We start from the raw sequence: 18,713 nt of genomic DNA on the forward strand, positions 1-18,713 counted from the left end.
TGAAATGAGGCAGGGGCTTTCAGCCGTCTGGGATCAGGGCGTACCCATAAAAATCCAGCTTCGCTTGGAAGCTGGACCTAAATCATCATAAAGGTTGAGACCGGATGTACAAAGTTTCCGGAGCGATGTCCAGATCGTCCGGCCAACACACGGTGCCCCGCGCCACAAAGGCTTGCCTGAACTTGGACAGCTCTTTCAACTGGGCAAACACCCCTTTTTCCAAGTACGGCCGTGCATCGAAAATACGGGTTTCTCCCGTATTGAACCTGATTTCCAGACGGAAATCGTCGTGCGGATGAACAGACAGCACTGACTCCATGTCGGGCTCCTTAACGCAAGGGATCGACAGCGAACGGTTTTTGCCCACTAACCGCCAGTTCCCAATCAGCCATCAATTCCTCTCTGTGAATTTCAATCCAGGCTTCCACCATTTTGGTTTTTCCTGGAGGAAGCTCACCTGCAAGAAGCGCTCCATTCGATATTGCGAAACTTGCTTCCTGCCCTTGATACTTGGCATGGATATGCGGTTGATGGTGCTTCTCGTCATCGAAGAAGAAAAGATAGATGACGATACCATAGAACATGCTAATCGCTGGCTATCTTCGCTCCTACGTCATTAAGCTGCTACTCTATGATAACTTCCAATGTCCCAGCGTCCGTCAATGCTGCTGTCGCCATCGCGGATTCCTTCTCATCAAAGCCGTAGAATTCACAAGCCACCACATTTTTTTCTGAGAAAATGGCAGGTTTCAGCCGTAAACCTTGCTGAAGCATTTTTTTGCAGCACGGCATAAAACTCTGCGGGGCCTTCCCGCGATTCGGATAAAGTTTCCTGAAATTCAGCGAACACAGTTCTGGCCGATACTTCATCCGTAAACAACGCTTTAATGGCAAACATAGGTTTCCTTTTCTCAATCAGGATTTAGGGGGTTGAATTACGGTATTGCGCACCATGATGAGGACGATTCCGTCGATGATAAGGTTCACGCCGACAAAGATGCCCACCAACACCAGTGATCCCTGCGGCCAGGTGACAATGAACAGTAAGGCGATGAGGATATCGATGATGCCACTGAAAATGAACCAGCCGCGACCTATTCCCCCTAACGCCTTGGGCCGAGTGAAGTTACGGTAGGCATCAACGGCAAAATAGAAAACGAACATTGCTAACTTCGATCCCGTTGACTTCCAGGGAGCCGTTCTCTTCCTGGTCCTGGACTTGTCCGTGTTTAGGTCAGGAGGCCGCTCCTCCGCTTGCGGCGTAGCGCCTGCGTGGCCCGAAATACGGGATCCCGTCGTTGCCGAACACGGCGCATTTCCGGCCTGCCGCCCAGGCCGCCAGGTCAAACGCGGTTCGGGCCCGATAGCCTATCCCCACGGCGTACGCCAGCGCGCCATGGAACACGTCCCCGGCACCGCAGGTGTCCACTGCGGTCACCGGCAGTGCGGCGTAGGTCTGCGGCAGGGGGCCTTCCGTCCGCGCCAAATAGCGGCCGCCCCGGCGTCCCTGGGTCATCCCCCACCAGACCGGCTGGAAGCCGGCACAGGCACGGCCCAGAGCGGTTTCCGGAGCCAGGCCGGGGTGCCGCCCGGTAAAGAATTTCTCCGGGGAAACCGGATGAGTGATTTTGGGCAGGAGCGTCTCGACCCACGGCTTGTAGGATCCGGTGTCCACCAGGGTCGGAATGCCCCGGCGACGGGCTTCATCAGCCACCGCGTGGGACAAGACCGGATCCGTGCAGTCCATCAGGATGGCATCGCAGTCCTGGAGGACTTCCGGAATCCGGGAGAGCAGGGCGGCGTCCGCCGGCGGCTGGGCTGACCATACCGTGGTGCGCTTGTCGCCGGACAGAAGCACAAAGGACCGCTGGGAGGCGACCGGCCGGAACTGCAGGTGGAGTTCGATGGCCTCCTGTTCCAGCAGCTCGGTCATGCGCCGGGCATGCAGATCGTTCCCGCAGGTGGCCAGCAAGCGGACGTTCGCGCCCAGGCGCGCCGCGGCGATGGCGCCCCGGCCGATCGGCCCGCCGATCACTTCCAGGCTGGCACGCACGGGATTCTCGCTGTCTTCCACGGGATGAGCGTCGACCACCATGAGATGGTCCAGGGTGACCATGCCGACACAGACGATTCGGGGTTTCAGAGACGGGCTCCGGGACTCGGGGGATCACCAATGAACTGCTCTGACTAAAGCGCATACGCGCATATAGCTAGAGTTTCGTGCTGTATTGCGGCTGCATTGGGACTTCCGTCCCAATGTCTGACGCCGCTGAGCACCTCGGCCAGTTCCTGGCCGGTGAATTTCAGGCTCAGCTTCAACCAATGTAGCAACACTAAAGCCGCATTGTCGTCGCGCCCTGCCTGGGCGCCACAATGCGGACACGCATGCCGCGAGTCCGAAAGAAGCTTCTTTTCTTTCGGCAGTACGCCGCAAGCGTGACAACGCTGCGTTGGTTTCAGCTTGCGCGTCGGCGCTTCCTCCAGTCCGGTACCAGCTTCTTCCGCTTTGTACCGGACTTGTTGGAGGAACGCCGACGGCGAAGTCGACAAAATCTCTCGGTGCAATCCCCTTCGACGTTTACCACCCGGGGCGGGAGATTGCACCATGCTGGCGACATTCAACTGTTCGGTGCCCAAGGCACCGAACGTCTTGACCAGCCAACTGCTGGTCTGATGCAGAAAATCCGCCCGTTGGCGCGCCACCTTTCCATAAAGCCGCGCCAACTGGGCATACGCCCGGCGCAGACTGGCCGAAACCGGGAAGCCGGTCGTCTTGCCTGATGCCGCCTGGGCCGCGCGACGCTTTCGGGTGATGGTGCGGCCCAACTGCCGGACGGCTTCCAGCTGGCGGCGCAAATGCCGAGGATTGTCTACCGGGGTCAACGTCCCATCCTCGGCGGCGATGGTCAGGAAGGTTTTGACGCCCCAATCGAAGGCCGCCAGGCCGGTGCCGGCCTCTCGATGGATGCCGGACGCCTCGACGTTCAGGGTAACGGAAGCGTACCAGCGTCCGGAGCGATGCAGGATTTCACAGGTCTTAGGAATGCCGGGCAGCCGTGATCTGCCACGGATAGGAATGCGGCCGCCGGCCTCCTGCATGGTGATCCAGCCGTGGGCGCCGTCGTTCGGTCCTGGAATTAGTTTCCATCCGTTTCCGTGGTCCTTGTAGCCCCAGCCACGGAAACGCTCGATCGATTTATAGCGGGGGAACCCAGGGGTTTCCCCGCTTTTGCACCGTCTGAAGAAAGCCTGGAAGGCAAGATCAATGCGCTTGAGCGTCACTTGTTCGGCTTGCGCATTGATGGCGCCCAAGGCTGGAACCGACTTGCGCCAGCGGGTTAGGTCACGGCACTGTTCGGCGAAGGAGATGGAGCGCTTTTCAGTTTGATAGATGCGGATGCGCTCCTCCAGTGCCGTGTTGTAGAGACGCTGGTGCAGGCCCAACGCCGATTCCAGCCGAAGGGTTTGTTCGGCGTTGGGATACAGGCGGTAAGTGATCTTTCGCTGGAGCGAGTTCATGATAAAAGTATAGCATCGGATAGGCTCTGGCGGCTATACCTTCATCATGGCTCCCGCCAAATCGGAGATTATGGTGGGAGCCATCACGTAAAAGTGGTATAGGCTGGCCGGTCCTATACTGGCGAGGTCCACGCGATAAGGAGTCCTATCATGAATAACGCCCCATCGGCCATTCCCAGTCTGACGGAACACAACGAGTGCCACTTTTGCAGCCAGGCCGGGGCCGTCCCCGGCAATACCCATTTGCGGTGCCTGAATCCGGATCCGGCGATGACCGGAGATCCACACGGCATCCGGAACGGCTGGTTTTTCTATCCCATCTTGTTCGATCCCGTCTGGAAGACCCGACGTTGCGCGAATTTCGAGGCGCCTGCCAATCTTCGGGCAGGCCCAGCCTGAACCGAAGTATCGCCCGGCCTTGTAGCCGGACGTGGATTGAAACAAACAAACAAACAGCGGCAACCAGTTTCAGCGGCAGGTCTTCGGACCGGTCGCTTTTTGTTGGCCGTCCGGAATCACCGGCCAGGCGCGATGCCCCCAGTCGTCATTCCGGATGCCGGGGAGCTCCCCAGCCGGAAAACCCAGGAATCGCGCGAGAAGCTGGTCGTCGCCCGCCGGTTAAAGCGCTGAAAACCCCATGACGTTAGAGCCGCTGCGCGCCACCGCCAGCGGTGTTGTCGGCGTCACCTTGAAAGGGCAGGGCGGCGGGTTTTTCATGGAGATCGCTACCCGGAGCGGGCAGGACGCCATTTTGTCCAAGGCACACAGTTCCGAACCGCGCCGCTTTGGCAGTCCCCGTTCCGCGCTGATCTTATTGCGCGACATGGGCATTGCCGTTGTCCAGATCGACGCGACCAACTGGAACCTCGACCAGCAGGAAATCACGCAGAGCCGGGAAAACCGCGCCCAGGCAATGCGCGGAGCGCACGAAGCCGCGGCCTATAGCCGGTGGCTTGCCCGCGAGGATTTGCGCGCAATTGTTCGGTACATCGGCAAAGACAACCCGGGGCGAGCCAAGGGTTTCGGCAAGGAGCTACGCGACAAATCAAGCCGCTCGCACAGCATCCCGAACTAGGCCGCACCGGGCGGCCGGGCCTACCCGACTGGTTGCGCGAATTGGTCGTGCATCCGAACTACGTCGTTTTTTATCGGGCGCTGGCCGGGGCCCGCACCGAGCAGATTTTGAGAGCGAAGCACACGGCGCAACAGGTGCCGTCGACCTCGGCGCGTTAACGCCGGTTTTCCAGGAGTGGCCCACTTCCGGCCGCCTGGCGCCGTTGTTCCTATACTCCGTCAACCTGGATCGCCGGAGACGGTCATGCACATTCCCCTGAAAATGAGACCCCTGTGGATGGCCGGTCTGGCGCTGGCCCTGGGGCTGGTATCCACCGCAGGGGCGACGACCTTTGTGTACCGAACGAGGATCCCGGGCGGCCAGGCCGGGCCTGCGGGCTACTGGCTGATCCAGGCGCAGGACTCCGCGACGCAAACCGGAACTACGCCGGGCAGCCTGTCCTCCCTGTTCGCGACGATGACCAGTCTGGGGTACTCGACCAGTTGCCCGGCGGGAGCTGCCTCCCTGACCGGCGGCAGCGCTTCAGCCGGGACCGCCAGTCCGGACACCGCAACGGTCAACGGGACCTTCGGGGTGACGACATCGGGTACGTACGGCCAGACGGTGACCTTCTGCATTCCGGCCAATCCGTCCGACGTGCAGTCACTGTCGGTGACGGGGAATCTCAACAACGCCGCCTTCGCGACGCCGATCCCGTATGTGTACAGCGGAACCGCTCCCGAGGTGGATTACGGCAGCCAGACGATCACCGCGGGCGGCCAGACCTACACCGTATATACCGGAGCCGGGTACCTGGTGGATGACGGCTCTCCCTGCGGGGCCTATCCCCAACTGGGTACGGCCGCCGTGTTCGCCGGAGTGCAAGCTGGCTCTTCGGCGCCCAACCTGAACATGCCTTACGTGCTGGGCGCCAATTCCCTGTCCAGTTTCTGTGATGTCGACACGTTGGGCATCCTGCCGAACTGATACTGGTTTTCCCGCACCAACCCATCGCTGTGGCTGCCGGTTGGCGCCTGACCGGACTCCGCCCTTATAATTTGGGGCGGGTTTCTATTGCGGAGCTTACGCTCCGCATCATGGGGCGCGTCCTCCCTTCCGGTTTCCGTAAATCCCGGTGTTCTCCCCAGGTTCACCTCCCGTTGGGAGGACCAGCGCCGGCCACAAAAAAAAACCGGCGCAAGTAGCGCCGGCAAAACGTGGCTAGGCTAATCCGCGCAACGGGAGATGGCTTCCAGTGGAACTCCGAAATGCTTTGCGGCAATGGCGTAAATGTCCTCCATCTCGATGGCCACCCAACGCCCGCTTGAATCCACGGCCCATGCTCCGCTGGTGAACTCGCCAGTGGACGCCTTCCAGCCGATCTGCTGTACGACCAAAATCTCTCCGTCCTCCAGAAACGGGGAGATATGCCGATCTACATACAGCAGGGAGGCCGGCACGCTGTCAGCTTCGGACTTAAAGCCGAATAAGGCATGGCGACCGTTCTTTTCCTTTATTACCACCGAAAATGGCGCCAACGCCTGTCGAAGCCCGGGCAAGTTCTTGAATCTGACATAGTTGGTCCGAGCCTGATAGTTCTGCGGCGACTGGCTATGCATGATAACCTCCTAAGGACTGCAACTGGTTCACACGGTCCTCCAGACAGGGGTGTAGGCTGTTCGGGGTTCTGGGCGCATTGGGCCGGGTCATCCGGCGCAATGCGGAAGCCATGGCCGGTGCCGAGCTGAGGCGCGCGCCAAATATATCGGCCTCGAATTCCTGCCGATGCTGGTAAATGGGTGCTACCCATGCGGCCATCCCCAGCAACACGCCGGTGGCGGCCGCCAACCCCAGGATCAGCGCGTCCTGGGTACCCAGTTGCGCCTGAAACTGGGCGAACACTCCGTAGCCAAGGCTCAAGGCGGCCATGTTGGCCAATCCCTGGAGCACCGAACGCCGGAATACGTCTCCATGCGCGATATGGCCCAGCTCATGCCCCAGAATGGCTTCCAGCTCAAGGTCGGGCAATACCGTGGGCAGATCCTTCTGCACCAGGATGACACCGCTTCCCGGCAGGAAACCCAATGTGGCCGCCTGCAGGCGCCTGGCGGAAAAACACAGCACCTGGGGCGCCGGGACTCCTGCCAGTTGCGCCAGGCGATCTGTCCGGGCCTGCACCCCATGGGTGTCGGGAACGGCCTGACGGCGGATTCGGCGAATCTGCCGTAGGCCTGTCAACCACCGGGACAGAAAGGCATAGCCAAAAGCGAAAGCCACCAGATAAACCAAAGACGTGTACCCCGGCAGGGCGCTGGCACCCGCCAACAGACCCCACACATAGACCGCATCCGAAGCGACGCGCCGGAACAAGTGTCCTAACATGATTCTCTCCTGGAAAATGATCCTGCCTAATATAGGACGATCTCCAATATGCGGAGGTAGGACACAAAAGACCGGAGCGCAAGCTCCGGTCTGAAAGCCGCATATCCCGCTGGTCGGCCACAGCACCTTCAGGCATCCTCTTCTTTCATCCGCTCCGGATGGCCAAATCCCACCGTTTTTTGGTTATGCCTCGACTGGTCGGATTACCCTTATTTGTAGCCCCGCCATCAGCGGTTCGCAGCTTTTAAGCTCCAAATAGGCTTCCGGACCGGCATCCAGGCAGACCAAGTGCCCATCGGAAGCCATAAGACCCATCTCTTTCCATTGGGACGGATCGTTGCGATAGGAATCTCGGGCGCTCCAGTCCCCTTCGCGCCCCACGATGCGGCGCTGGCCGGCGATCTTCGGCAATGTGGTGGGGACAATGTACAGTGTAAGGAGATTGCCGCTTGGTTTTGCTGTCATTAGATTGGTTCCTTTCGGTTGTTTGCCCGTTTGTTTGTTTGTTTCAATCCACGCCCGGCCTTATAGCTGGGCGATACGCGCGCCTCCGCAAATCCCGCCCAGTATAACGCGATGAGCCGCGGATCGGCATGCCGGCCCTGTGCCAGGATGGAGCCCTGCCCGTGGGCGAAAAAGACCGGATCAGTCCAAGGCGAGGATGGCTTTGGTTACCCGGGCCGGATCGTTGGCGTATAACCCGAAGTTGTACGGCGGGTTCACCTCGACGACGCACGGCGACCCGCCCACGAACGCGAGGTCCAGCGTGTAATGCCGCAGGCCGTGGCGCTTGGCCATGGCCTGCGCGGTTTCTTCGGCAAAGCGCTGTAACTGCGACCATTCCGTGTCCAGTAACATCAAGACGGGTTCGTTGTCTTCCTGGCGGCCGAGCACCTGCCGATCCCAGACGTCGTCAGTCCGGCGATCCAGCGGGGTAAAGGCCGGTATCAGCCCGGCGCCGGAGACGATTCGGCCATCGATCACGATGCACCGATATTCCTTGCGCAAGTCCACCCATTCCTGCACCAGCACGACATTACCGAAACCTTCCAGATGCGCGATCGTGAATCCCAGGGTGTCGAATACCAGCCGTTCGGCGCCCGCCCGATCCAGCGTGTCCGGCAGGGCCAGCGCCTTTGTCTGGTACTTGGCCAGGTTGATCTTCAGGAACACCTTCCGCAGGCCTTGCCGATGGGCTTCCAGCAGGGTTTCCGCCACGGAAATCGCGTCCGGATCCGCTTTCCCGCCGATCCATCGGTCGAAACGCGGCGAACCCGAATCTGCCGCCGGTATCCCCGCCAGCCAAAGCTTGCGCCCGGCCCTTTGCTGGAATTCCGGAAGCAAGGCGTAGGCGATGGCCTGTTCGATCTGCCCGGAATCCGGCCAAACCGGTTCCCGGTCCAGATAGGAACTCCACCAGGGGGCCAGGGGCGTGGGCGAGCGGGGTTGCCGCAAGGCGGGAAATTGTCCCATCACGACGGTAGGTTGTCTGCCATCGGGTTCCACCGGGGTGGTTCCCACGGGATGGCGGCGCGCCTCTTTATCCAGCAACCAGACGTGGACCTTTTGGTCCAGCAGGGCCAGGACTTCGCTGGCGGGCTCCCAGAAGTCCTCGAAGTCGATGGTTTCCGATTCCAGGTATTCCGGGAACAGATCGGCCCATCGCGCGAGATGCGCTTTTTGCCGCGCGGCGTTCACCGCCGAGCGGGTTTTGTCCAGGGGAGGTTTTGCCGTAAATGGCCACCAATACAGTACTTGGCTGATCATGCGATGCCTCCCGGGTATCGGGCCTCGTAATCCGTCTCGATCCGCGCGCGGAATTCGGCGCGGTCTGCGTCCGTGTTCTGTATGTCGCGTATGAACATAAGGTCTCCTGATTACATGTTTCGCCCTTCCGGCCGTTGTCCGGAGATCCCACGCCGGCTTAAAATCTCCAGCAACCAGATGGGGCCACGCCCTTTACCAAGGGCGGATATCCGGGATCGCGTGAGCTTAAACAGCCTTCCAGATCGTTAGGGTGCTCTAGCGTCCGGAGTAGGTAGTCACCGTCCAGCGTCCAGCCTGACCACCGGAAATGGCGAATCCAATCGAACATCCGTTCTCCCGCCTGAAACGCCCGCCAGACATCGGGGTCATCGGAGATCCAGCCAAGTACTGGGTAGCGTGCGTCGAGATTGACTGCGGAGATGTACACCAAAGATCCGCCCCGGGTCTTCCAAAACTGCTCGGCTTCAAACCGCATGTGATTTCCTCCTTGGAAATGGCCCTATCCAGTATAGTCTCGGAACCTACCGCCTGGCGTTCGCCATCGTCCTACGGTCGGCAACGGATCCGGCCATCGGGCGCCGGCCTCGGCGTTGTTCGGCCAGTCCCGGGCGGCCCGGCGCGTCCGGGGAAACGGAGGCCGCGCCGTACCGATACTTCAGCACTCTCCCGATGGGTGAATACGGTCACCCAGCCGCTTCCATGCCTTGTGTAAATACACCACTTTTGGTATAATAATGCTGTTGCGACAGGAAGGACACAAAGGAACTTCAGATGGAACAGGAACTGCAAGAAATCCTCCGGGACTACGGGTTGGACCCCAGAGAATCAGTTTGGGTGCTTCGAACGAAGCTCCAGGAAAAGCTGGAGGCCGAACGGGACCCGATGGACCGCCTCCTCCTGGAGTCGATCCTCCGGGATCTCCCCCTGGTTCAGTAAAATATGGTTGTGTGGCCGTAAAAAAGGCGTCCGTCGCCGTTTTGGATACCCTGTTTGGTCCTGTCGCCCTGGAGGCGTTCCACGGCAGGAAGGTCCGCATCCACGGATTCGGCACGTTCCAGGCGAAGCACAAGGAGGCGCGGACGGCCCACAATCCCGTGACCGGGGAAGAAGTCCATGTGCCAGCGAAGGACGAGCTGGTGCTCAAGGCCTCCGAGTCCGGTTGGTTCATCAGGTCGGATTCGTGTGGATCGTTCCATGGGTTTAGGTGTTTGCAGCCGGTGCCATTCGTTAGTCGGGAATTGGGTTAAAAGGAAGAAGATCGTGAAAAAGACATGCGATAGGTGTAAGGCACTAATTGAAGGCCAAGGAGAGCCGTTAGGTTGCCGTTTAGGTGCCAAAATGGATGTCCATAAGGGCATACCATTAGCCCCATGCCCGAAGCCAAAAACATATATGGGTTTGATACTGATTCTGAACCGTGACGCGAAATAATGGAGGAAGCCGCCATGGTCAATGCCGCCCAGCGGCGGTGGCGGCATCAATCGGCGGAAGCCGGAAACGGATTGCCCTTGCTGGGTGGCGATGGAGGATTAAAATTGTGAAAATCAAATATTTTCAGGACATCGACACACTGTATATTGAGTTGCGCGCGTACAACGTGGGCGAAAACAGGGATTTTGATAAAAACACCTTGATCGATATGGATGAGCATGGAGAAATTGGCGCGTTCATCATCGAGCACGCCAGCGCCCGCGTTGATCTGACGAAGTTTTCGTTCGAACGGGTCTAAGCTACCGCGCCGATGCCGAAGGATGCCGAGACCACCGCCGCCCCATCCGACCGGTCCCGCGCCGGGCAGGCCTCGACGCCGTGGTGGCCAACCTCATTCCGTTCCGTGGCGGTGAGCCGGACAGCGGCACGGTGGAGGCGGCCACGGCGGCATTTTTCATGGGCAAACTGGTTGTCGGCTACACCACGGAAACGCGGTGCGTCAACGAGCACCTGGGAGTGAGAAAAGAAAACAGGGAGCGCGAAGGCTCCCTGCTGAGCTCAAATGATGGTGCGGTATTTAGGCCGCTTGCCGATGACGCAGTGTCGCTGCGGCCATATTCCTGAGCTGGTAATGGAAGGCGTCCAGGGTAAACCCCTGGTCCTCAATATCTTGGAGGTACTGCACGATCTGGGCGGCCTCTTCGCGCTGGTGGGCGATTTCGACGAGACGCCTTTCCTGGAACTCCGAGTAGCGGCGGGTGTAGACCACGCCCACCTGCTGCTGCTGACGGAATATCTGTCTGGATGCGACTGCGGACTGGACTGCGTTCATAGGGATCTCTCCTAAGTAAATGGCCTGATACGTGCCTGAATATAGCCACACCCCATCGAACATCCGCAGAAGGAGAAAATCCATGTCCCCCATGCCGTCCGATCCCGATACCGCCAGGGTGCACGGATCCCGCATGCCGTTGCACGACCTGGCAGCCCAGACGGCAAGAGCCATCGCTTATGCAGCCGAAGCCCGTGCCGGCTTGCGCCGGCTGACGACCGAAGCTCCGGTGAGCCTGGTCAGCCGTTATGCCCTGCTGCCGTTTGGTCAGCGGGGGGCGCTGGCCGTGCTACGGATTCACCTCGCCAGTAACCCGGAGCATTCCGGTTTCTTCTCCCATTTCTTCCTACTCCCCGAGCGATATTTCGACCTGGGCCGCCTGCATGGTGATATTGCCTTGCAGATGGCTCTGAACGAGGCCCGGCGGGCCATGTTGGGCGACGACCGGTGGTTGAGTCCGGCAGGACGCCCATTGCCAAACCAATTTTCCGCGTTCTGGCTGGTCGTTTCTTCGGCGGAAACCGGATACCTTCGCCTGCCCTACCAGGTCTGGGACGCCGTCGAAGGCCTCATCGACGAATCCTTCGCCCGGTGGCTGCAACGGTTGTGCGCGGCTCATGGCGCCGAATACGGTCTGCCCAGCCGGTGGCCGAGGCTCGCCCCCCCATTTCCGGATACCGGACTGGGCTGGCCGCCCGATCCGTAAAGGAACCGCACCCAAGCCCGTCTGGTCGTTCGGGAAGAACCCGTCCTGATGCGGGCGGAGGAGCAGCCCCTGCGGCTGCTCCCTGATCGAATTCGCCAGGACCAACCTATATTGAGCAGAACCGTTACTGCCAAAGTGCGACGCAATGCTCCGCCGGTAATCGCATATTTGCGTGTTCTGATTCCGTATCGCTGGATTATTTAAGCCATTTTCGGTATACTGATCAGCGGAACCTAAGGAGATCCCCATGCTGCCTTTTCCCGAAAAATTGCCGACCATCGACCAGGCATTCCTGCAGGTGGATGGCCAATACCGCCTGACCGCGGCCGCCCTGAACGTATGGGGCCCGCTTTTCGCGGAGGCCGGGATCGATATCCGGCAGGTCCGTACGCCTGACGACTTCCAGGCCCGCGCCCGGGATACCATCCGTTGGCGTCGCGCCCAACACCTTGGCCATCTCGACCGGGAGGAGCACAGGCTGCCGATCGAGGATCCCCGCCGGAAAATGACGCAAGCCTTGCGGGAAGGGTCCGCGGCGGACTTCCGGGCTGCGGCAGAGGCCGAAGACCGGCGTCAGGCCGCCCATCAGCGCCGGTCGGCGTTTTCCGTTCTTTAATCGAACCTGCCAGGGAGCAGCCCTTATGCCGAATACCGAAATATCAACCCTGGTCCGGACGAAGTCCGACATCGAATGCGTACTGATCGCCTCCGCCGTGCTGGAGGATGCGCTGCGCACCCACTGGAACGCCACTGGTACCGGCTTGGGCCAATTGGCGTCGTCAGTCGAAGACCGCTTGCCTGTCGGCATGGCCGCCCGGCTGAGAAAGCTGGCCGGCATCCGGAACGATGCCGCTCATGACCCGCTGCGATTCGTGTTGCGGGACCGGGCTCGGTTTGTCCGGGATGGCGACGCCTTGCTGGCGGCCGTTCGGCCTACCGCCAAGAGCTCGACTTTCGGCTTCGGTTTGGTGCGAAAGCCTTTTTGCTGGAAACAGCTCGTGCCCACACTGGTCTACAGCGGCTTGCTCGGGAGCGTTGTGATGGGAATGATCGCCACCGGGGCGGGCTCTGCGCTATTCGCGCTGGTGCGCGCTGTTCCGTCGCTGCTGATTTTCCTGGTTCTGGCCAGGTTGCGCGTAGTGTCCCGGAAGCTGGCGCTCGCCGTCTGCCTCGTCGCCGTCCTGCTGCCCTACCTGGACCCGGTTCGCCACCCTGGGGGCTCCCTGGTGTGGGGTTTGCTGCTGAGCTATGTCATGGGCTGGGCCTTGGCCGCTTTTCGGGACGGAGACCGGCCTGGCCAAGCGATCGGCCGGTCCGATCCCGTCTGAGTCTGGGGCGCCTCCAGGACGGCCTCCCGTTCGGGGATGGAACAGCAGGCAACCGGTTCCCCCGCCCACGCCGCCAAGCGATTCTCCTCGCCGGGGAGTTGAACATAAGAAAAGGCGCCGGGAAGGGCGCCCTGAAACAGAGGTGGAAGATGGGAGACTAGTGCAGGTCTCCGAAGGCCATGCGAGCGGCCAATTCCTCCCGGAGAACTTCGGCCCGGGCCTTGGCCCAGGCGGTACGCTTACCCTGGAGAGATTCCAGAGTGTCCTGTATTTCAGGAGAACTCCAGGACTCGACTGCATCCTGGAAGCGGGCGACGGCGATCTGGCTGGCGGTGTTCGTCAACATGGTGTCTCTCCTGATGGTGAAATGGCCTGGGTTGGTGCCTGAATATAGCGACCGTGGCCCGGGCTCGGTTACGCGAGGACAGAAGACAGGCAGACGCCGTTAATACGAGTCAGCCCCCCACAAAGCGGGAGGCTTCTTTTGGGAGGTGTCTCCCGGTCCGCTAGGCGGCCAGGGCCGGGTACCCGGCCAACCGGGTTCGACGGCGATCGCCATCCTGGCAGACGTAGGCCTCGCCCGACAGAAGCAGTGCGAGATCGGAGGCCTGACCGGGGACCAGCCCCCGCGAACCGGCGGTCTGATGGCCGGTTTCCTGCGCAAAGTAGGCCTGAGCAGCTTCATTCCAGCTCTGGAGGTAGATCCGGGTGGCCATATTGGTCTGGAATGCATCATCAGGAGTCGTAGGGAACTGGCGAGACAGCATCAGGCTGATTCGATGGGAACGCGCCATTTCCAGGAGGCGGCGCAGATGCGGATTTCGCTGGAGAGAATCTGCGGGAAGCCCGTCCAGGACCACCAGGAAGGGCGGAGTGTCCGTTTCCAGCCGAGACGCGGCGGCGCTGGACAATCGTTGGGCCAAGACCCGGGCGATATCCATGCATGGCTCGGGATTAGTTCGCGCTCGATTTCCCGCCAGAAACCAAACTTGAAGAACACCCAGGGGGCTGTAATCCTCCGCTGGAGGATGTTGTACTGATTTTCGCAGGGCTCCGTGTAGCCACGTTCCCGCTCTTTAACAGATATCCGACGGAGCCGATAGATTTTCCCTTCGTGAGTAAAAACTTTCGCCTTCGTAGGCATTCGACATTCCTCCTTTTCCTTTTTCAGGGGATCTGCCCAGTATAGGGCCGGTTTGCTGGCCCTGGTACCGGAACAATACCTGTGGTATAATAATAACGTATTTAGCGTCAGGAAGTAACCGAATATGACCGCTCCGCGCATCGCCCAACCCAAACTGCTTTCCCGCACGGAATTTCGGGAAGGGATACTGGCGCGCGCCCGCGGCCAATGCGTGTTCGGCTGTGGCCAGGCGGCGACGGCCGCGCATCACATCCTGGAACGGCGGCTCTGGCCGGACGGCGGCTATTACCTCGAAAACGGCGCCGCCGTCTGCGATGCCCATCATATCCAGTGCGAGGAAACCACGATATCCGTGGAAGACGTCCGGCTCGCGGCGGGCATCACCCGGCCTATTCTGCCTCCGCATCTCTACCCGGACCAGCCTTACGACAAATGGGGGAACCCCGTCCTGCCCGATGGCACCCGGATGCGCGGCGAACTCTTCGACGACCCCAGCGTCCGGAAGATCCTGGTGCAAGGACAGGTCCTGCATCTCTTCCGGCAGTGGGTCAAGTATCCCCGGACCTGGCATTTGCCCTGGTCCCAGTCCATCAGCAAGGATGACCGGATTCTGCCGTCCCTGGCCGTCTTCGGAGGCCGGCGCGTGGTCGTCACCCGCAAGATGGATGGCGAAAACACGACCATGTATCGGGACTACATTCATGCTCGAAGTCTCGACAGCCGGGGCGGGGAAGACCGCGCCTGGGTCAAGCGCTTCCGCACGGAATTCGCCGCGGAGCTTCCGGAAGGCTGGCGCCTTTGCGGGGAAAATCTCTACGCCCGGCACAGTTTGCCCTATGACGACCTGCCCACCTACTTCATGGGCTTCTCCTTGTGGGACGGGCATAACCGGTGCCTGCCGTGGGACGAAACCCTGGAATGGTTCCAGCTCCTCGGGGTGACGCCCGTGCCGGTGCTCTACGACGGTATCTTCGAAGCCTGCAAGATCCAGGCGCTCTGGCGGGAATCCGACCGGGACCAGCACGAAGGCTATGTCGTTCGGGTGGCCGACGCCTTTTCCCTGGCGGAATTTCCGACCCACGTGGGCAAGTTCGTGCGTCAGGGCCATGTGGCCGAGACCCAGCACTGGCGGCAGCGGCGGCTGATCCCGAACAAGCTGGCGGACTCCAGTCCGGTTTCGGCCTAAAGAAAGTCGCCGGCCAGGTCCTCCACTCTGTCGGGCCGGTAACCGGTCGCACCTTGCTCTCCTGGATACCCAAACGGGTTGCTGGACACCCGGATTTGTCCGATCCGGTATTCCGCCGCGGTATGGATATGCCCATGCAGCCAGCGTCGGACGCCTTGTTCTCCGAATACCCGCAGCAAGGCTTCCATGGAATTCGCATAGGCACCGCCCAGCGGATCGTCCGCCCAGCTCGCCGGCAACGACTTGCGGCTGGGCGCGAAATGGGTCAGGACGATTTTCGGACCGGCAAACGGTTCGGCGATGGCTTTCTGAAGCCAGGCGATCGCCTGATCGTGGGCGATGACCGCATGGCGGGGCTGGAACCGTTGCGTGCCGCCGGCCGTCCGGATGCGCTTGTAGTCCTGGAGATCGAGGCGAGCGGCCTGGAGAACGGCGGGGTCCGCGTGGCTGAAATCCGACCAGAGCGTGGTGCCAAAGAATCGGACGCCGGCCAGGTCCACCCATTCGTTTTCGAGGAGGACGATCCGCGCCAGAAATTCGCCGGTCAGATGCTTGGCGAGGCCTTCTTGCCACTTGGCCACGGCGCGTTCCCGCGAGAAACCCCAGTGGTCGTGGTTGCCCAGCACCAGGAGGATGTATGGAAACGTCCGGGCATGCAGGTTCAGCCAGTCGGCCATGGTTTTCGGCGTCCCGAAATCGCCCGGCAAGGCCAGGACGGTCTCAGGATCGGTCGGTAGAGCGGGTAGCCTCACATCCTTCGGTTTGTTGACGTCAACGTGGAGGTCCGACAACCAACGCAGATACATCTTGAGATCCCAGGCCAGGTGAAAAAGAATGCCTCATCATAACAGAGAGGTCGGTTCGTTATCAAGAAAATAAGCTGATGCTATACGGTACATAACCAAAAGACAGCGCCGACAACCGGCAGCATGCCGGATTTGGCAACTCGGACGCGGCCCCGCCCAGGCGAGCGGGCGCTTCCGGAGCGGTATCCGGGGCCGCTCCTCTTGAAACGCGGCCGCCCATAGAAAAGCTGCGGACCGAAGTCCGCAGCGAAAAATCAGGCCACCAGGCTCCGGATCAATTCGATCCGTTGCTCCGTGCTCAAGGCCCGGAAGGCGACCTGGTCCATCGTCATCGACAGCCGATCCACCAACTCGTAGAATTCCTCGTCGACCTTTTCCTTGAAATTCCGTGGATTGCCGAATAGATGCGCGATGTGCTTGTCGCCCATCCTGCCCAGGAATTTCGTGGTCAGGTAGTAGGGCGTCTTCAGCTTCAGGAGGAAATCTTCGGCGGCATCCGCCGAGCGGACCATCCAGCCTTCGATCCGGGCTTCCCGGGCTTTCGCCCGCAATATGCCGAAGGTCGTCGTTTCCCAGGCCGGGCGACGAAAGCCCTGCCGGCCCGCCAGGTCGTCCAGCGCCGTTTCCGCCCAGCACCGGTCTTCCTGCCGCTTGCCCCGTGCCCCGATGAGCCAGGCGCCGAATTCCTTCTCGGAATACGGGATGATGTGCGGATCCTCCGGATGCAACACCTCGAACAGCAAGGTGACGTCCTGGTCCCGCAACGTCCGGTAGATCTTCGAAATCTCGCCGCGCTCCAGCATGGCTCGCGCCATCGCGACAAACGGGGAATCGAAACTGCCGGTGGTCGTTACCAGCAGTTGATTGGCCTGGTAGGGATCCGCCGTCACACAGGCCAGGAACCCGTTCAGTTTGGTGACCGCCAGTACCGGCCGGTCCTCCGTAATGTCCAGCCCCGTGCCGTTCTCCCGGTAGTTGAATACCTTGTCGAACGGATGCTGGACGATGTTGCCGGCCAGATCCAGGACCAATCCGCGCGCCTTCAGCAACAAGGGGTCTGCTGCCCATAACGCGTCGTAAAACACCTTGCGGCTGTACTTGTAGAGCGTCAAGCCGGTCTGCGGCTGCCGTTGGCGCTGCACCAGGCCCCGATCTTTCAGGGCCATCAGGCCCCGGTGCAGTCGGCGTTGCTGTGCCTGATGCCGGTCGAAATCGAAGGCGCACGCCTGCCGGACCACGCAGTGATCAAAGGCCGCGCGATCCGCCCCTTTCCGTATGAATCGATCGAAGGGCAGTGCCACCAGATGGCCCCCGAACGCCTGGCGTTCTTCCAGGGAAAAGACACTTTCCACCGGAACCCGCTGGGGGACGTGACCCCGGATCAATCGATACGCGTTGACGCCGCCTCCGCCCAGGACGGCCAGGGGCGTCTCCCAGCCAGCATGGTACCGCTGATCCACCGTCAGGCTGGGCGCAACCGCTGGGCTCTCCGGAAAATCCTTGTTCTTCTTGGTCCCGTACAGTAGGTCTGACCTTGGCGTCCGCAAGGGATCAAACCATTCCACGTCGGCATGACAAAACGCCCAGCGCTCGGTTCCGGACTCCCAGACAAAGGAAGCCGGCGACTCTCGCAGGAACCCGATCAGCCGCGTCTGCTCCTCCGGTGGCAGCCGCATGAAGGCCACCGCCGTTTCCGCAGAGGAAAAAGACCCGGCGTGCGCCTCGCCCTTCGCCTTCTCGTCCCAGAACCGCAGCAGCTTATTTTCATGGTTGCCCAGGATGGCGTAATGCCCTGCGGCGCACGCGTTCGCCACCAGACGCAGGACCTCGATGCTGTCCGGTCCCCGGTCGACGATATCGCCCAGGAAGAGCAGACGCCGTCCGTCCGGATGGCCTGGCACTCCGCTAGCCATCCGGTAACCCAAGCGATCCAACAGCCGCAGCAGCTCCGGGAGCAGACCATGGACGTCGCCGATGACATCGATCGCAGCAGACGGCAGCGTCCTCGGCACGAGCCGGAAAAGAGACTGATCGGGCACCGGTTTCCACGGAAACCGGCTGTCGGCCTGGAAACGCTCCTGGAACTTTTGCAGGACGACTTCCGGCACGCTTTGGATCCGCTGCGCATTCCGGCTTCGGACCTGATCCAGGGTTCGATCGAAAATCAGGACACAGGGTTTCATGCCGTGCTTGTGGGCGAGTGCCGCCCACCGGGACCGTTCTTCATCCGAAATGGCGGTGCTGTCCACGAAGGTGGTCAAGCCTTCCCGCATGCGCGCCTCCACCATGGCTTCCAAGACCTGGAATACCGCCCCGTCCTGATGGGCCAAGGGGATCCGCCGGTAACCGACTGGGCCCGCCACGGGCGCCAACCGATTCCCGAGTATCTGCTGACGCAGGCCATCGCTGGACAGAGTGAATTCTTCCAGTCCGGACCGTTGGATCGCCGAACTTTTGCCGCAGCCCGGAAGCCCCGACAGGATATACAGTTTTCCGGCTTCCAGCTCCAACAGGGTTTCGTCACACATAAGCCACTCCTTGTCAAGGTCCTGCCCAGT

Annotated in this window: 28 protein-coding genes; 12 read left to right on the forward strand and 16 right to left on the reverse strand. The window is 60.9% G+C overall.

All coding sequences use genetic code 11. From position 1 onward, the window contains the following. Positions 1–85 precede the first annotated feature (85 nt). The 6 genes from ACYCUK_RS00085 to ACYCUK_RS00110 form a co-directional block, all read right to left on the reverse strand. Positions 86–319: a DUF2442 domain-containing protein gene (locus ACYCUK_RS00085; RefSeq protein ID WP_461592839.1), complete on the reverse strand. Its 234-nt coding sequence runs from the start codon at positions 317–319 to the stop codon at positions 86–88. Positions 320–329: 10 nt separating this feature from the next. After that, a complete protein-coding gene (locus ACYCUK_RS00090) occupies positions 330–584 on the reverse strand; it encodes a DUF4160 domain-containing protein (protein WP_461592840.1) in 255 nt (84 codons plus the stop codon). Positions 585–709: 125 nt separating this feature from the next. Beyond that, a complete protein-coding gene (locus tag ACYCUK_RS00095) occupies positions 710–898 on the reverse strand; it encodes a hypothetical protein (RefSeq protein ID WP_461592841.1) in 189 nt (62 codons plus the stop codon). A 17-nt stretch (positions 899–915) separates the two neighbouring features. Next, positions 916–1,164 carry a hypothetical protein gene (locus ACYCUK_RS00100; RefSeq protein WP_461592842.1) on the reverse strand — a complete coding sequence of 83 codons (249 nt, stop codon included), beginning with the start codon at positions 1,162–1,164 and terminating at the stop codon, positions 916–918. A gap of 70 nt (positions 1,165–1,234) precedes the next feature. Further along, positions 1,235–2,116: a PfkB family carbohydrate kinase gene (locus ACYCUK_RS00105; RefSeq protein WP_461592843.1), complete on the reverse strand. Its 882-nt coding sequence runs from the start codon at positions 2,114–2,116 to the stop codon at positions 1,235–1,237. Between the two features lie 71 nt (positions 2,117–2,187). After that, positions 2,188–3,519: an RNA-guided endonuclease InsQ/TnpB family protein gene (locus ACYCUK_RS00110; protein ID WP_461592844.1), complete on the reverse strand. Its 1,332-nt coding sequence runs from the start codon at positions 3,517–3,519 to the stop codon at positions 2,188–2,190. Positions 3,520–3,669: 150 nt separating this feature from the next. Here ACYCUK_RS00110 and ACYCUK_RS00115 point away from each other — a divergent pair, with 150 nt between their 5' ends. The 4 genes from ACYCUK_RS00115 (at position 3,670) to ACYCUK_RS00130 (ending at position 5,560) form a co-directional block, all read left to right on the forward strand. Further along, on the forward strand, positions 3,670–3,918 hold the full coding sequence (locus tag ACYCUK_RS00115) for a hypothetical protein (protein ID WP_461592845.1): 249 nt from the start codon (positions 3,670–3,672) through the stop codon (positions 3,916–3,918). A 238-nt stretch (positions 3,919–4,156) separates the two neighbouring features. Then, entirely contained in the window at positions 4,157–4,594 is a 438-nt protein-coding gene (locus ACYCUK_RS00120) for a hypothetical protein (RefSeq protein ID WP_461592846.1), read from the forward strand. After that, positions 4,564–4,752: a type II toxin-antitoxin system RelE/ParE family toxin gene (locus ACYCUK_RS00125; protein WP_461593176.1), complete on the forward strand. Its 189-nt coding sequence runs from the start codon at positions 4,564–4,566 to the stop codon at positions 4,750–4,752. Before ACYCUK_RS00120 ends, ACYCUK_RS00125 begins: the two co-directional genes overlap by 31 nt. Positions 4,753–4,855: 103 nt before the next feature. Then, positions 4,856–5,560: a hypothetical protein gene (locus tag ACYCUK_RS00130; RefSeq protein WP_461592847.1), complete on the forward strand. Its 705-nt coding sequence runs from the start codon at positions 4,856–4,858 to the stop codon at positions 5,558–5,560. 239 nt (positions 5,561–5,799) lie between these two features. On the opposite strand, the gene ACYCUK_RS00135 is transcribed toward ACYCUK_RS00130, so the two are convergent. The 5 genes from ACYCUK_RS00135 to ACYCUK_RS00155 form a co-directional block, all read right to left on the reverse strand. Then, on the reverse strand, positions 5,800–6,192 hold the full coding sequence (locus tag ACYCUK_RS00135) for a hypothetical protein (protein WP_461592848.1): 393 nt from the start codon (positions 6,190–6,192) through the stop codon (positions 5,800–5,802). Then, positions 6,185–6,955, reverse strand: a complete 771-nt coding sequence (locus ACYCUK_RS00140) for a M48 family metallopeptidase (protein WP_461592849.1) — start codon at positions 6,953–6,955, stop codon at positions 6,185–6,187. Before ACYCUK_RS00140 ends, ACYCUK_RS00135 begins: the two co-directional genes overlap by 8 nt. A 183-nt stretch (positions 6,956–7,138) precedes the next feature. After that, a complete protein-coding gene (locus ACYCUK_RS00145; protein WP_461592850.1) occupies positions 7,139–7,420 on the reverse strand; it encodes a hypothetical protein in 282 nt (93 codons plus the stop codon). Positions 7,421–7,600: 180 nt separating this feature from the next. Next, positions 7,601–8,653 carry an ATP-grasp domain-containing protein gene (locus ACYCUK_RS00150; RefSeq protein ID WP_461592851.1) on the reverse strand — a complete coding sequence of 351 codons (1,053 nt, stop codon included), beginning with the start codon at positions 8,651–8,653 and terminating at the stop codon, positions 7,601–7,603. Positions 8,654–8,879: 226 nt separating this feature from the next. After that, complete coding sequence (locus ACYCUK_RS00155; protein ID WP_461592852.1) at positions 8,880–9,197, reverse strand: hypothetical protein; 318 nt, start codon at positions 9,195–9,197, stop codon at positions 8,880–8,882. A gap of 296 nt (positions 9,198–9,493) precedes the next feature. On the opposite strand from ACYCUK_RS00155, the gene ACYCUK_RS00160 reads away from it, so the two are divergent. From ACYCUK_RS00160 to ACYCUK_RS00175, 4 genes are all read left to right on the forward strand, one after another. Continuing rightward, the gene (locus ACYCUK_RS00160; protein ID WP_461592853.1) at positions 9,494–9,658 is read left to right on the forward strand and encodes a hypothetical protein; all 165 of its coding nucleotides are present in this window, start codon (positions 9,494–9,496) and stop codon (positions 9,656–9,658) included. Positions 9,659–9,669: 11 nt separating this feature from the next. Continuing rightward, on the forward strand, positions 9,670–9,969 hold the full coding sequence (locus tag ACYCUK_RS00165) for an HU family DNA-binding protein (RefSeq protein ID WP_461592854.1): 300 nt from the start codon (positions 9,670–9,672) through the stop codon (positions 9,967–9,969). A gap of 170 nt (positions 9,970–10,139) precedes the next feature. Further along, complete coding sequence (locus ACYCUK_RS00170) at positions 10,140–10,451, forward strand: DUF2283 domain-containing protein (protein WP_461592855.1); 312 nt, start codon at positions 10,140–10,142, stop codon at positions 10,449–10,451. A gap of 83 nt (positions 10,452–10,534) precedes the next feature. Next, complete coding sequence (locus ACYCUK_RS00175; RefSeq protein WP_461592856.1) at positions 10,535–10,777, forward strand: hypothetical protein; 243 nt, start codon at positions 10,535–10,537, stop codon at positions 10,775–10,777. Here ACYCUK_RS00175 and ACYCUK_RS00180 read toward each other — a convergent pair. Then, positions 10,731–10,985 carry a hypothetical protein gene (locus ACYCUK_RS00180; protein ID WP_461592857.1) on the reverse strand — a complete coding sequence of 85 codons (255 nt, stop codon included), beginning with the start codon at positions 10,983–10,985 and terminating at the stop codon, positions 10,731–10,733. The two genes, ACYCUK_RS00175 and ACYCUK_RS00180, sit on opposite strands and share 47 nt — an antisense overlap. Before the next feature lie 82 nt (positions 10,986–11,067). Between ACYCUK_RS00180 and ACYCUK_RS00185 the strand changes: the two genes are divergently transcribed. The 3 genes from ACYCUK_RS00185 to ACYCUK_RS00195 all read left to right on the forward strand — a co-directional run bounded on the left by ACYCUK_RS00185 (position 11,068) and on the right by ACYCUK_RS00195 (position 13,019). After that, positions 11,068–11,691, forward strand: coding sequence for a hypothetical protein (locus tag ACYCUK_RS00185; protein WP_461592858.1), 624 nt, complete (start codon positions 11,068–11,070; stop codon positions 11,689–11,691). Positions 11,692–11,938: 247 nt separating this feature from the next. Beyond that, entirely contained in the window at positions 11,939–12,307 is a 369-nt protein-coding gene (locus tag ACYCUK_RS00190) for a hypothetical protein (RefSeq protein WP_461592859.1), read from the forward strand. 25 nt (positions 12,308–12,332) lie between these two features. Next, entirely contained in the window at positions 12,333–13,019 is a 687-nt protein-coding gene (locus ACYCUK_RS00195; protein WP_461592860.1) for a hypothetical protein, read from the forward strand. Positions 13,020–13,176: 157 nt separating this feature from the next. Here the strand turns inward: ACYCUK_RS00195 and ACYCUK_RS00200 are convergent, their stop codons facing one another. Both ACYCUK_RS00200 and ACYCUK_RS00205 read right to left on the reverse strand, forming a co-directional pair. Continuing rightward, positions 13,177–13,365 carry a hypothetical protein gene (locus tag ACYCUK_RS00200; protein ID WP_461592861.1) on the reverse strand — a complete coding sequence of 63 codons (189 nt, stop codon included), beginning with the start codon at positions 13,363–13,365 and terminating at the stop codon, positions 13,177–13,179. A 160-nt stretch (positions 13,366–13,525) separates the two neighbouring features. Then, a complete protein-coding gene (locus tag ACYCUK_RS00205) occupies positions 13,526–13,960 on the reverse strand; it encodes a hypothetical protein (RefSeq protein WP_461592862.1) in 435 nt (144 codons plus the stop codon). 327 nt (positions 13,961–14,287) lie between these two features. On the opposite strand from ACYCUK_RS00205, the gene ACYCUK_RS00210 reads away from it, so the two are divergent. Beyond that, on the forward strand, positions 14,288–15,349 hold the full coding sequence (locus ACYCUK_RS00210) for an RNA ligase family protein (protein WP_461592863.1): 1,062 nt from the start codon (positions 14,288–14,290) through the stop codon (positions 15,347–15,349). Here ACYCUK_RS00210 and ACYCUK_RS00215 read toward each other — a convergent pair. Together ACYCUK_RS00215 and ACYCUK_RS00220 are read right to left on the reverse strand one after the other, a co-directional pair. Further along, positions 15,346–16,155, reverse strand: coding sequence for a metallophosphoesterase (locus tag ACYCUK_RS00215; protein ID WP_461592864.1), 810 nt, complete (start codon positions 16,153–16,155; stop codon positions 15,346–15,348). The genes ACYCUK_RS00210 and ACYCUK_RS00215 overlap by 4 nt on opposite strands. Before the next feature lie 254 nt (positions 16,156–16,409). After that, on the reverse strand, positions 16,410–18,683 hold the full coding sequence (locus tag ACYCUK_RS00220; RefSeq protein WP_461592865.1) for an AAA family ATPase: 2,274 nt from the start codon (positions 18,681–18,683) through the stop codon (positions 16,410–16,412). Between the last annotated feature and the right edge of the window lie 30 nt (positions 18,684–18,713).

Source organism: Thiomonas sp. (assembly GCF_054608695.1).

Coding starts and splice junctions, on each gene's coding strand:
- ACYCUK_RS00085 (WP_461592839.1), bottom strand. CDS start 319: ATGGAGTCAGTGCTGTCTGTTCATCCGCACGACGATTTCCGTCTGGAA.
- ACYCUK_RS00095 (WP_461592841.1), bottom strand. CDS start 898: ATGTTTGCCATTAAAGCGTTGTTTACGGATGAAGTATCGGCCAGAACT.
- ACYCUK_RS00115 (WP_461592845.1), top strand. CDS start 3,670: ATGAATAACGCCCCATCGGCCATTCCCAGTCTGACGGAACACAACGAG.
- ACYCUK_RS00215 (WP_461592864.1), bottom strand. CDS start 16,155: ATGTATCTGCGTTGGTTGTCGGACCTCCACGTTGACGTCAACAAACCG.
- ACYCUK_RS00145 (WP_461592850.1), bottom strand. CDS start 7,420: ATGACAGCAAAACCAAGCGGCAATCTCCTTACACTGTACATTGTCCCC.
- ACYCUK_RS00120 (WP_461592846.1), top strand. CDS start 4,157: ATGACGTTAGAGCCGCTGCGCGCCACCGCCAGCGGTGTTGTCGGCGTC.
- ACYCUK_RS00155 (WP_461592852.1), bottom strand. CDS start 9,197: ATGCGGTTTGAAGCCGAGCAGTTTTGGAAGACCCGGGGCGGATCTTTG.
- ACYCUK_RS00210 (WP_461592863.1), top strand. CDS start 14,288: ATGACCGCTCCGCGCATCGCCCAACCCAAACTGCTTTCCCGCACGGAA.
- ACYCUK_RS00180 (WP_461592857.1), bottom strand. CDS start 10,985: ATGAACGCAGTCCAGTCCGCAGTCGCATCCAGACAGATATTCCGTCAG.
- ACYCUK_RS00220 (WP_461592865.1), bottom strand. CDS start 18,683: ATGTGTGACGAAACCCTGTTGGAGCTGGAAGCCGGAAAACTGTATATC.
- ACYCUK_RS00100 (WP_461592842.1), bottom strand. CDS start 1,164: ATGTTCGTTTTCTATTTTGCCGTTGATGCCTACCGTAACTTCACTCGG.
- ACYCUK_RS00135 (WP_461592848.1), bottom strand. CDS start 6,192: ATGCATAGCCAGTCGCCGCAGAACTATCAGGCTCGGACCAACTATGTC.
- ACYCUK_RS00185 (WP_461592858.1), top strand. CDS start 11,068: ATGTCCCCCATGCCGTCCGATCCCGATACCGCCAGGGTGCACGGATCC.
- ACYCUK_RS00190 (WP_461592859.1), top strand. CDS start 11,939: ATGCTGCCTTTTCCCGAAAAATTGCCGACCATCGACCAGGCATTCCTG.
- ACYCUK_RS00110 (WP_461592844.1), bottom strand. CDS start 3,519: ATGAACTCGCTCCAGCGAAAGATCACTTACCGCCTGTATCCCAACGCC.
- ACYCUK_RS00140 (WP_461592849.1), bottom strand. CDS start 6,955: ATGTTAGGACACTTGTTCCGGCGCGTCGCTTCGGATGCGGTCTATGTG.
- ACYCUK_RS00160 (WP_461592853.1), top strand. CDS start 9,494: ATGGAACAGGAACTGCAAGAAATCCTCCGGGACTACGGGTTGGACCCC.
- ACYCUK_RS00205 (WP_461592862.1), bottom strand. CDS start 13,960: ATGGATATCGCCCGGGTCTTGGCCCAACGATTGTCCAGCGCCGCCGCG.
- ACYCUK_RS00130 (WP_461592847.1), top strand. CDS start 4,856: ATGAGACCCCTGTGGATGGCCGGTCTGGCGCTGGCCCTGGGGCTGGTA.
- ACYCUK_RS00195 (WP_461592860.1), top strand. CDS start 12,333: ATGCCGAATACCGAAATATCAACCCTGGTCCGGACGAAGTCCGACATC.
- ACYCUK_RS00200 (WP_461592861.1), bottom strand. CDS start 13,365: ATGTTGACGAACACCGCCAGCCAGATCGCCGTCGCCCGCTTCCAGGAT.
- ACYCUK_RS00105 (WP_461592843.1), bottom strand. CDS start 2,116: ATGGTCACCCTGGACCATCTCATGGTGGTCGACGCTCATCCCGTGGAA.
- ACYCUK_RS00090 (WP_461592840.1), bottom strand. CDS start 584: ATGTTCTATGGTATCGTCATCTATCTTTTCTTCTTCGATGACGAGAAG.